11 protein-coding genes are annotated in these 11,517 nt (G+C 45.5%); 9 read left to right on the forward strand and 2 right to left on the reverse strand.

What is annotated here, in order from left to right; translation table 11 throughout:
- The first annotated feature begins 100 nt into the window (after positions 1–100).
- Genes SEDOR53_RS0107935 through SEDOR53_RS0107950 form a run of 4 tightly spaced genes read left to right on the forward strand, consistent with a single transcriptional unit; the run spans position 101 to position 3,058 of the window.
- Complete coding sequence (locus tag SEDOR53_RS0107935) at positions 101–979, forward strand: SPFH domain-containing protein (protein ID WP_026769248.1); 879 nt, start codon at positions 101–103, stop codon at positions 977–979.
- A gap of 18 nt (positions 980–997) precedes the next feature.
- A complete protein-coding gene (locus SEDOR53_RS17455; protein ID WP_037327425.1) occupies positions 998–1,186 on the forward strand; it encodes a hypothetical protein in 189 nt (62 codons plus the stop codon).
- Between the two features lie 10 nt (positions 1,187–1,196).
- Entirely contained in the window at positions 1,197–2,117 is a 921-nt protein-coding gene (locus SEDOR53_RS0107945) for an LD-carboxypeptidase (protein WP_037360804.1), read from the forward strand.
- A complete protein-coding gene (locus tag SEDOR53_RS0107950; protein WP_026769250.1) occupies positions 2,114–3,058 on the forward strand; it encodes a hydrogen peroxide-inducible genes activator in 945 nt (314 codons plus the stop codon). The genes SEDOR53_RS0107945 and SEDOR53_RS0107950 overlap by 4 nt, the downstream gene beginning before the upstream one ends.
- Positions 3,059–3,061: 3 nt before the next feature.
- Here the strand turns inward: SEDOR53_RS0107950 and SEDOR53_RS0107955 are convergent, their stop codons facing one another.
- Entirely contained in the window at positions 3,062–5,050 is a 1,989-nt protein-coding gene (locus SEDOR53_RS0107955; RefSeq protein ID WP_026769251.1) for a KUP/HAK/KT family potassium transporter, read from the reverse strand.
- 113 nt (positions 5,051–5,163) lie between these two features.
- Here SEDOR53_RS0107955 and SEDOR53_RS0107960 point away from each other — a divergent pair, with 113 nt between their 5' ends.
- The 5 genes from SEDOR53_RS0107960 (at position 5,164) to SEDOR53_RS0107980 (ending at position 10,836) form a co-directional block, all read left to right on the forward strand.
- Positions 5,164–6,681: a hypothetical protein gene (locus SEDOR53_RS0107960; RefSeq protein WP_026769252.1), complete on the forward strand. Its 1,518-nt coding sequence runs from the start codon at positions 5,164–5,166 to the stop codon at positions 6,679–6,681.
- Positions 6,682–6,692: 11 nt separating this feature from the next.
- On the forward strand, positions 6,693–7,670 hold the full coding sequence (locus tag SEDOR53_RS0107965) for a hypothetical protein (protein ID WP_026769253.1): 978 nt from the start codon (positions 6,693–6,695) through the stop codon (positions 7,668–7,670).
- 74 nt (positions 7,671–7,744) lie between these two features.
- Positions 7,745–8,404 carry a phosphoribosylformylglycinamidine synthase subunit PurQ gene (purQ, locus tag SEDOR53_RS0107970; protein ID WP_026769254.1) on the forward strand — a complete coding sequence of 220 codons (660 nt, stop codon included), beginning with the start codon at positions 7,745–7,747 and terminating at the stop codon, positions 8,402–8,404.
- Positions 8,405–8,422: 18 nt separating this feature from the next.
- Positions 8,423–8,875: a protein-disulfide reductase DsbD domain-containing protein gene (locus SEDOR53_RS0107975; RefSeq protein ID WP_026769255.1), complete on the forward strand. Its 453-nt coding sequence runs from the start codon at positions 8,423–8,425 to the stop codon at positions 8,873–8,875.
- 17 nt (positions 8,876–8,892) lie between these two features.
- Positions 8,893–10,836 (forward strand): protein-disulfide reductase DsbD, encoded by a 1,944-nt coding sequence (locus tag SEDOR53_RS0107980; RefSeq protein WP_026769256.1) that lies wholly within the window; start codon positions 8,893–8,895, stop codon positions 10,834–10,836.
- On the opposite strand, the gene SEDOR53_RS0107985 is transcribed toward SEDOR53_RS0107980, so the two are convergent.
- A complete protein-coding gene (locus SEDOR53_RS0107985) occupies positions 10,837–11,403 on the reverse strand; it encodes an RNA polymerase sigma factor (protein ID WP_369751286.1) in 567 nt (188 codons plus the stop codon).
- Between the last annotated feature and the right edge of the window lie 114 nt (positions 11,404–11,517).

An 11,517-nucleotide genomic window follows, 5' to 3' on the forward strand; every position in this document is an offset into this window, starting at 1 on the left:
CTGTCTTTATAGGGAATTGCAAAAATAAGATATGTAGCGGATTTGGATATTCGGGAAGTTTTTGTAGGTTTGATATCATTTTAATATCAAAATAATTCTTATGGAAAAGATTCGAAAAGGGATACCCGGTTTCGGAGCCTTATTGGTGGCTCTTGTCATACTGATACTCAACATCAGCCTGATCATCCAGTCTGCTTCCGGCCCGGCCAATCCGCCCGCTGTGGAAATATTTTTCATTGTCCTTGGCTTTATTGCGATTGTTGTGGTGTTGAAGGGGCTCATCATCGTACAACCCAATTATGCGGTGGTGCTTACTTTTTTTGGTAAGTATGTAGGAACTGTCAAAGAGAATGGATTGTTGTTTGTGAACCCGCTGTTCACACAGCAGAAAGTGAATCTCCGTTCGCAGAGCCTGGAAAGCGCCAAGCTCAAGGTGAACGATAAAATGGGTAACCCCATTGAGATCGCCGCCGTGATCCTGTGGCAGATACAGGACACTTACAAAGTGGTGTTCGACGTGGTGAGCTTTTCGCAGTACATGATCAACCAGAGCGAAGCGGCCATTCGCCACCTGGCTTCTATTTGTCCGTATGACAACATTGAAGATGAACACGCACCTGTAACGTTGCGTGATGGTGGTGAAAAAGTAACGCAGTTACTGGAAAATGAGCTGAACGAGCGACTGACCAAAGCAGGGATCGTTATTACGGAGGCACGCATCAGTCACCTGGCTTATTCTCCCGAGATTGCAGGCGCTATGCTGCAAAGACAACAGGCCACGGCCATTGTAGCTGCCCGCACCAAGATCGTGGAAGGTGCGGTAGGCATGGTAGAGATGGCATTGGAATTGCTGTCGAGAAAACAGATCGTGGAACTGGACGAAGATAAAAAAGCTTCCATGGTAAGTAACCTGATGGTAGTACTTTGCGGTGAGAAAGCGGCTACCCCTGTGCTGAATACAGGCACGCTTTACCAATAACAGGCTCAAACAGGCACATTGAACAAGAAATCATTTGTATTGAGGATCGACGCGCAAACCTATTCCCAGTTGGAGAAATGGGCGGCCGATGATTTCCGGAGTGTGAACGGACAAATAGAAATGCTGATCGACAAAGCGTTGCGGGAAGCCGGCCGGAAGAAGGAAACCATTGCCCATATCAACAAACCCAAACCTAAAAATAAGTAACCCAATATTCATGATCAGGATCCCTCCTTATTTATCGCCCGGAGATACGATTGGCGTTGTTTGTCCCGCTGGTTTCATGCCCGCCGATAAATCAGCTACTTGCTTAACAGTACTGCAGGCATGGGGTTATCGTGTAAAAGTTGGAAAGACCGTAGGCCACCAGTTCCATTATTTTTCAGGCACCGATGCAGAACGGGCTGCCGACCTGCAGGAAATGCTGGATGATGTATCCGTGAAAGCAATCCTCTGCGCACGTGGCGGATACGGTTTGAGCCGGATCATCGATGCACTTGATTTTACAACATTTGCGCAACACCCCAAATGGCTGATCGGCTTCAGTGATGTGACCGTTCTGCATGCCCATATACACGAACAATTGAAAATAGCCACACTGCATGCACCAATGGCGGGCGCTTTTAATGAAGGAGGCTATGAAAATGAATTTGTACAATCACTCAGGGCTGCCCTGACCGGTAAGCCCGGCAATTACAGTTGCGTCCCTCATCCCTTTAACAAAACGGGCATTGCGAAAGGGCAGTTGATCGGCGGCAACTTATCCCTGGTTGCTCATTTGGTTGGCAGCCGATCGGCTCTTCATACCGAAGGAAAAATACTTTTCCTGGAAGATATCGGTGAATACATTTACAATATCGACCGCATGATGATTCAACTGAAACGAAGCGGTATGCTGGATGGCCTTGCCGGATTGATCATCGGCGGTTTTACGGAGTTGAAAGATACCCTGTTTCCCTTCGGACAGGAAATAGACGCCATATTGCATGATCATTTACGCTCGTTTAATTACCCGGTTTGTTTCGGATTTCCTGTAAGTCATGCAAAAGAAAATTATGCGTTGAAAGAAGGAGTGGATCACCTGCTGCAAGTAAATACTGATAAAGTAATACTGGCGGAGCAAAATTTATCAATATGACTTTTGTGCAATTGGAATACATCATCGCCGTGGATACCTGGCGGCATTTTGCAACAGCCGCAGAACATTGCTTTGTATCGCAACCCACACTCAGTATGCAAATACAGAAAGCAGAAAAAGAGTTGGGCGTTAAAATATTCGACAGAAGCAAGCAACCTGTCATCCCCACCGAGATGGGCCGGGAATTGATTGAGCAGGCGCGTAAGATCATGGCAGAGAAGAAGCGAATGGATGAGATGGTAAATGCGAAAAAGGGTATCCTTTCAGGTGAACTGCGTATGGGCATTATTCCTACACTGGCACCTTACCTGCTGCCTTTGTTTTTGCAGCAATTCACTAAAAAATATCCGTTGGTAAAATTGATCATCAATGAAATGATGACAGACCAGATCATCTCCCGTTTGCGCGACGGAAAGATAGATATGGGTATACTCGTTACGCCTTTGCAGGAAAACGGTATCAAAGAATACCCGCTTTTTTACGAAGAAATGATGGCCTATGTTTCCAAACATCATGCGGCTTATAAAAAAACATACGTGCTTCCGCAAGACATTCACCCCGATAAATTATGGTTGTTAGAAGAAGGTCACTGTTTCCGCGACCAGATCATGAACCTCTGTGAGCTTCAAAAAGCCAGCAAGAGCGCCAATAATTTCGAGTATGAGGCCGGCAGCATCGAAACACTGCGAAGAATGGTGGAATTGAATGACGGTATTACCATATTACCCGAATTAGCCACGATGGACATGGGAGCGCGCCAGCAAAACCTCATCCGTCATTTTAAAAAACCTGCCCCTATGCGTGAAGTGAGTATGGTAGTGCACCGCGATTTTGTAAAGAAGCGATTGATCGACATCCTCCAAAAAGAAATTATATCGGCCATACCGGAAAAGATCAGGAAGAATAAGCAGCAAAACGTAGTACCGATAGGAGACCGTTGATGATTATTCAAACTCCCCGCCATCCATATAAACCCGCTTAAGGTTGAATTTGGATACGGGCGCTACGATTAATGGAAATTTCTCAATGGTTACGCTACTGGGATCCAGGCCAAAACCTCTTTCTTCGCCCAGGCTGATCTCCTTCAGCCAGAAATATAATTTCATGATCACCCGCTCAATAATAGGAAGCTCATTATCCTGGCTCAGGTATTTTTCCAGTACGATGAACTGAAAATCGCCCACCACGTTGTTCTTTTCAAGGCTTTCATAGCGACTGGTGATGTTCACTTCTTTGTTGTTAACCAGCTCCGCCACCACTTTCTTGAACATGAGGTTGATCCTTTGCTCTACCCGGAATCCCAATCTGAATTCAACGCGTATGATGTCGTTCGGAATGATGTGTTCCACGCTGAATTCGCAGGTGTAAGGATCATCCAGCACATCCACGTGAACAAACCAGTATATATCTGCGCGCTTTGGTTTTTTATTGAGGATGGAATAGATGATCTTATGCTCGATCTCCTTGGGGTTATTGGCGCTGGTCATGTAAACCAGGTGGGTGGCATATTTAGGGATGGTCCTGTCGTTACTCAACTCCTGGATCATAGGAATATAATGCTCCATCCGCACAAATTCCACATAACGGTTCTTAATCTTGCGGCTGCGGAACCATACATACATTACCAGGAACAATCCGCCGCCAACGATCAACGTTACGAAACCACCGTGCATGAATTTCTCCAGGTTGGCAATGAGAAAAGAAGATTCAATGGCAATATATACAACCAGGTAGAGATAGATCCAACCCGGCAATACCCGCCGGCTCACCAGGAAATTGGCAAAGAGTATCGACGTGCTGATCATACACATGGTAATGGCCAATCCGTATGCCGCACCCATATTGGATGATTTCTGGAAATACAACACAATACCCGTACAACCTATATATAACAGGAAACTGATACCAGGTATATACAGTTGTCCTTTTTCTTCGGTGGGATAATGGATTTTCATCTTGGGCCAGAGGTTCAGCCGCATGGCTTCACTGATCAATGTAAACGATCCTGATATCAACGCCTGGCTGGCAATAACCGCTGCCACGGTAGAAATGATAACGCCCGCCAGCTTGAACCAGTGCGGCATAATGCCGATAAAAGGATTGAATCCGTCGGCAATGACCTGCGATGGAATGACCTGCCCTTTATAATTTGCGAGTAACCATGCGCCTTGTCCGAGGTAGTTGAGTATGAGGCATGTCTTTACAAATATCCAGGACACACGGATATTACCCCGGCCACAATGTCCAAGGTCGCTGTACAATGCCTCAGCGCCGGTGGTACAAAGGAAAACAGCACCCAATAGCCAGAAACCTTTGGGATAAGTAGTAAGTAAGTCTATGGCGTAATGCGGACTCAACGCTTTCAGTATGCCGAGATCATCTACCAGGTGTGAACAACCCAATACAGCCAGCATCACGAACCAGATGCCCATGATGGGACCAAACATTTTTCCAATAGAAGCAGTACCAAACTGCTGCATAAAGAACAACAGGGTAAGAATTCCCAGTACAATGCCGATAATGGTGTTTTGTTCGATGTCGTGAAACACAGGTAATTGCCTGAGTCCCTCAATGGCAGAAGTAACGGTGATAGGAGGCGTGATGATACCATCGGCGAGCAGGGCAGCGCCACCCAGCATAGCGGGGATCACGAGCCATTTGCGGCGCCTGCGCACAAGCGCATACAGGCTGAAAATACCACCTTCCCCTTTGTTGTCTGCTTTAAGGGTAAGGATCACATACTTCACAGTTGTTTGTAAAGTCAATGTCCAGATGATACAGGAAAGCGACCCCAAAATGAGGTATTCACTGATTACCCGTCCGGTAATAATTTCATTGAGAACATAAAGAGGGGAAGTACCAATATCACCATAAATGATTCCCAATGCAATGATCAGTCCTGCCGTGGTGACCTTGTTGAAATTCTTACTCACGAACGATGGTTGTTGCTTTAAAACTATTGATCCTTGAACAAATGTATGGCAAAACGCCGAGTAAAGGATTCCTCGTACTTTTCCTATATTTTTGATAATAAATCCAACCCAAGATGACTAGACTGGTAGCGTTGTTGTTATGCAGTATGGCTTTATGCGGTGCACAGGCCCAGCGGATCACGTATTCCGAACCCGACAGGGACGATGCACGCACCCTCAATTTTGAAGTGATGGGTAAAATGAATGGCCGTATACTGGTATATAAAAGTTACCGCGACCAGTATTTCATTTCTGTGTTCGACAACGACATGAAGTTGGTGTCTAAGAACAAACTCGATTTTTTCCCCGAACGCGTGCTGAATACCGAGTTCATTCAGTATTCCGATTTCATGTATGTTTTCTATCAGTACCAGAAACGCAGCGTCATGTATTATATGGCTGCACGGATCGGCGCCGATGGTAAGAAAATAGGCGATGTGATCCCGTTAGATACTACAGCCAATATTAATTATACCTCCAACACCAAGATCAACTCCCTGATATACAGTGAAGACAAGCAAAAGATCATGGTGTTCAAGATCAACAGCCACAACGACCGCACCTACCTGGTAACCACCAGCCTTTTTGATAAAGACCTGAAGCTGCTGAAAAAAAGCTATACCAGCATTCCGATGCCGCAGCGGAACGATTTTCTTTCTGAATTTACGCTCGACAACGATGGCGATATGGTTTGTGTGAAAGCTTCCGGCACTTCACAAAATGATAACCTCAACAAGATTACCCTGCTTACCAAGCCGGCCATGCAGGATGGGTACACTGCCGCTGATCTGAAGCTCAATAATATCTATCTCGATGATATCAGGATTAAGGTAGACAACCTCAATAAACATTACCTGCTCTGTTCTTTCTTCAGTAAACTGAGGCGCGGTAATATGGAAGGGCTTTATTATTGTTTGTGGGATAAGCAACAGGGGAAGGAGATGCTGACTGCTACTACCGTATTCTCCGATGAATTCAGGGCCGATGCCAAGAGTGATGGTAATTTAAAAGCTGCTTTCAATGATTTCTTTCTGAAGAATGTTGTACTGCGTAAAGATGGCGGATTCCTGGTAATGGCAGAATCGGCGTATACTACTTCGAGGGGGAATCCGCTGAACCGTTGGGATTATCTCTACGGATCGCCTTACTGGATGCCGATGGATTATTATTCCTGGAACAGCCCCTGGGGTTATTATCCCTGGTGGCGCTATGGCGCTTTCAATAATGCACTTACCCGTTATTTCGCCGATAATATTGCAGTGATCTCTTTCGATCCATCCGGAAAAATGGAATGGAGCAATGTGATACGCAAATCGCAGTATGATGATAACACGGACAACTTCATTGGTTATGGTATGATGAACAGCGGCAGCGAAATTCATTTTATCTTCAACATGCAGGAGAAGCGTGATATGATATTGTTTGATCAGTCGATCACACCGGATGGACAGATCAACCGTAACCCCACCTTCAAGAATATGGATAAGGGATATGACTTCATGCCGCGCCATGCCAAACAGGTAGGAGCCCACCAGTTGGTGGTGCCCTGCCAGTACAGAGGATATACTTGTTTTGCCAAAATTGAATTTTAATACAGCTTCCAGTGGTCTTTTTATTCAGAGATAAATCCATCGCCAACATTTTTTTTCTGTCGGTGCTGAGCATTGTGGTGCACCTTCATTTTTTTTCCAGTGTACCTGTAGTGATTACCGACCAGCACGATGGCCTGATTTCCATGGTATTGACAAGCTATATTGCCGGCCAGCCACAGACTGTATTGTTTGTATTATATCATGTTGTAGTGCTATTGCAAGCCCTGCGGCTGAACATGGTGCTGAACGACCAGCGGCTGTTTCATCATTATACATATATGGTGGCCATGAGTTATGTGCTGTTATCGGCCATCCTGCCGCAATGGTGCAGTATTTCTTCGGCGCTGGTATCGAATTCGTTGCTCATCTGGATATTCACCAAACTTTGCAAACTGTACAATAACCCTTCACCCAAAACATTATTGTTCAATACCGGTTTGATCGTGGGTGCCACCATTCTTTGTTATCATCCTACAGCTGTGCTGGTGCTGGCGGTATTGTTCGCTTTAACGGTAGTGCGGCCTTTCAGGCTGGCGGAATGGCTGATACTGCTGATGGGCACTTTGCTTCCTTTTTATTTTCTTTTTTCCTGGCTTTTTTTGAGCGACAGGCTGGCCGGTTACGGTAATTTTCTGCCCAGGATCAGGGTCGGCCTTCCCATTTCGCATTGGGATACCGACCTGGTGGTGAGCCTTGCTTACCTGGCCCTGTTATTCCTGACGGGTTTTTATTACTGGCAGGTAAGTATGGGGCGTATGGGCATCCAGATCAGGAAAAACTGGGGGGTAATGGTAGTGATGCTGCTGATCGTATTGCCCGTTCCGTTTGTCTTTAAAAATGCAGGAATAACTGCTTCTGTTATGAGCCTGGTGCCGTTGGCGGCCTTCAGTTCCAATGCATTTTCGGGGCCCAAGCGCCTGCTTTTTCCCAATTTCCTGTTTTGGTTAGCCATTGGGGTGATCATATACCATAATTGGCACCTGGTATAAAATTAGATACTCCTTAACGGGAGCCTTAACAGAAGAGGTCGTACCTTTGCACAACCAAATAAATGTACCCATCCATGAAATTCGGCGTTGTAGTATTCCCCGGTTCCAATTGTGACAGAGATATGCAGGATGCCCTGCAGCACGACCTGGGAAAGGAAGTGATCATGCTCTGGCATAAAGACAAGGACCTCAGTATGTTCACTACGGAAGATTGTATTGTGTTGCCAGGCGGGTTTTCCTATGGCGATTATCTCCGTTGCGGAGCCATTGCCCGATTCAGTCCCATGATGCAAAGCGTGATTGATTTTGCCAACAGGGGCGGGAAAGTATTGGGGGTATGTAACGGATTTCAGATACTCTGTGAAAGCGGACTGCTGCCGGGCGTATTGTTGCAAAATGCCAATCAGCAATTTGTTTGCAAGAACGTATTCATCAAACACCAGGATGAGCAGGCGTTGAAAATACCAATTGCGCACGGAGAAGGAAGATACTATGCCGATGAGGCAACCCTTGCCGCACTGGAAGCGAACAACCAGGTACTGTTCCGTTATTGTGATGAGAATGGTGCAATGAGTAACGCCAGTAACCCCAATGGGGCCATTAGGGATATTGCCGGTATCTGTAATCCAGGCAGGAATGTATTTGGTATGATGCCACACCCCGAAAGAGCTACTTCGCCGGCATTGGGTAATATCGATGGCAGGAAAGTATTTGAAATACTTGGATTGAACTGATAATATAAAAAGTTCCTTATGAAAAAAACGATTGCTACGTTTGTATTGAGTTTTATTGCTGTGATTTGTTTTGCACAAATGTCCAACCCGGTTAGCTGGACCTATGAAGCGAAGAAAAAATCAGCCGATACGTATGAAATCGTTGCTACTGCACAGGTAGCGCATCCCTGGCATATCTATTCTCAGAATACAGGGAAGGGCGGACCTATTCCAACGCAGTTCAGTTTTAAGAAGAACCCACTGGTTAGTTTGTCAGGCAAGCCTAAAGAAGTAGGTAAGTTGGAAAAGGTATACGACAACAACTTCAAAACAGATGTGTTGTTCTATTCCAACAAAGTACAGTTCGTGCAAACCATTAAAGTAAAAGGTGCTGCCAAGACGAACTTGAGCGGAACGGTAGAGTATATGGTGTGTGATGATAGCCAGTGCCTTCCTCCCACAAAAAAATCTTTCGAACTTAAGCTGCAATAATAATTTTACCTGTTGCGATGAAAAAACTATATACATCCTGTATTGCTGTTTTCGCATGCCTGCTGGTTACTGCACAGGCAACGGACAGCCTGCTGCATTGGAAAGTAACCGCTAAAAAAACAGGCGAAGGCTTGTATGAATTATCGGCAAAGACGACTATTCCTGCCGGATGGCTCCTGTATGGAAACAATAGTGATATAGAAGGATTGGAGACGGCTCCTTTTGCATTCTCCTATGAAAATGCCAAAGCACAGGGAGTAGCAGCTTTTGATCGAGCGCCTGAATTGGTGAAAGACCCTGTCTTTGACAACAAACAGGTGCGTGTTTTCAAAGACCATGTTGAAATAAGGCAGCAGGTAAAGATACAAGGGTATGTACCCGCCGTATTGAAGGGCACCATGAATGTTTATTTGCGCAAAGGAGATGAATTCAATACATCGGAACAGGCTTTTGAAACTGCATTGGAAGGAGGTGTAGCAGCAGCAAGTACAGCCGATACGAAGATACGGTTAGAGCAGGTAGACCTGCGGCATCCGCAAAAAGCTTGCGGTGAACAGAATCATATTGCGGATAACGGGTTGTGGACTGTTTTTTTCCTGGGGTTCATGGGCGGATTGATTGCTTTGTTAACACCCTGTGTGTTTCCCATGATACCGGTAACGGTTTCTTTCTTCACCAAGAAAGCGAATAATAAAAGGCAAGCCATCCGGAATGGTATATTGTATGGGTTCTTTATTTTCCTGATCTATGTATTGGCCAGCATTCCTTTTCATGTGCTCGGGAATGTGCAGCCAGAGATATTCAATAATATTTCTACCAACTCCTGGCTCAACATTATCTTCTTTATCATTTTCATCTTTTTCGCGCTTTCTTTCTTTGGCTTTTTTGAGATCAGTTTGCCCGGAAGCATCGCCAGCAAAGCCGATTCCAAGAGTGGATTGGGCAGCATCGGCGGTATATTCTTCATGGCACTTACACTGGCCATTGTTTCGTTCTCCTGTACAGGTCCGATCCTGGGCTCTTTGCTGGTGGGCTCTTTAAGCGGAGGTGCCTGGCAACTGACGGCCGGTCTTGCAGGCTTTGGCCTGGCGCTGGCATTGCCGTTCGGATTGTTTGCGATATTCCCCAACTGGTTGCAATCGCTGCCCAAATCGGGTGGCTGGCTCGATACGGTTAAAAAAGTATTGGCTTTTGCAGAAGTGGCGCTGGCATTCAAGTTTCTTTCCAATGCCGACCTGGTAATGCACTGGGGCTTACTCAAACGCGAAGTGTTCATTGGTATATGGATATTGACCGGGCTGGGACTTACGCTGTATCTTTTTGGTATACTTCGCCTGCCACATGATTATAAAGGAATGAAGATCGGCAGGGGCAGAAAAATAGCGGGGGTTATTGCATTAGTCTTTACCCTTTACCTGATACCCGGTGTTACCCAATCGAAATACGCGAACCTGAAATTCCTCAGTGGTTTTCCGCCCCCGTTGAGTTATAGCGTTTATGGCAAAGAAAATGTACACGGCAAAGGATTAGAAGCCAATGTGATGAACGATTATGCAAAAGCCCTGCAAATGGCCAGGGAACAACACAAACCATTGCTGATCGATTTCACCGGATGGGCCTGTGTGAATTGCCGTAAAATGGAAGAGAATGTATGGACGCAGCCCGATGTGTACAATTACATCAAAGAACATTATATACTGGTTTCACTTTATGTGGATGATAAAGAAAAACTGCCTGCTGAAAAACGGTTCACTTATCAAACAAAAGAAGGCGCTAACAAAGACATTGTATCAGTAGGCGATAAATGGGCAACCTTTCAAACAGAAAACTTCAACCAGTCTACCCAACCGCTTTATGTAGTACTCGATACAGATGAGAAACTGATCAATCATCCGGTAGGCTATACACCTGATGCGAAAGAATACCTCAGTTGGCTTAAATGTGGTAACGGGGATAAGTAATCAGAGAGCGATCTGTTTTTCCAACATCATTTTGCGCATGTTGATGAGGCCGTAACGCATGCGGCCTAATGCAGTGTTGATGCTGCAATTGGTGATTTGCGCGATCTCTTTGAAACTCATGTTGGCATAGTGGCGCAGGATGATGATCTCGCGCTGTTCTTCTGGTAAAAGGTCCAGCATGCGGCGTACTCGCTCGTGGCTTTGCCCGCGTACCAGTTTGCTATCAGGACCTTCCTCCGTGAGTTGCAGTACTTCAAAAATATCTTTATCGTCGCTGGTCCTGATGGCCGGCGTCCGTTTGATCTTCCTGAAATGATCCACGCAAAGGTTATGTGCAATACGCAAAGCCCAGGGAAGGAATTTGCCTTCTTCTGCGTATCTTTTGTTGCGAAGGGTATCGATGATCTTGATGAAAACATCCTGGAAAAGATCCTCTGCCAGGTAGCTGTCTTTCACAAAGAAAAGTATGGAAGTGAACACCTTTTCTTTGTAACGGTTCACGAGTGTTTCGAAGGAGCCAATATTGCCCTCCTCCTGGAAGGAAAGTATCAGTTCGGTATCAGACATGCAGTCCAAAGTTTTCATGATATGGGCATTTGAATGGGCGAAAAAAACAGTAGGATATTGGATATTAAAATTTTCCAACTTCAAAATAGGCATCTTTTCTACCTGCATTCCTTT

It is taken from the genome of Asinibacterium sp. OR53, from assembly GCF_000515315.1.
In the GTDB taxonomy this organism is placed as follows: Bacteria; Bacteroidota; Bacteroidia; order Chitinophagales; family Chitinophagaceae; genus Sediminibacterium.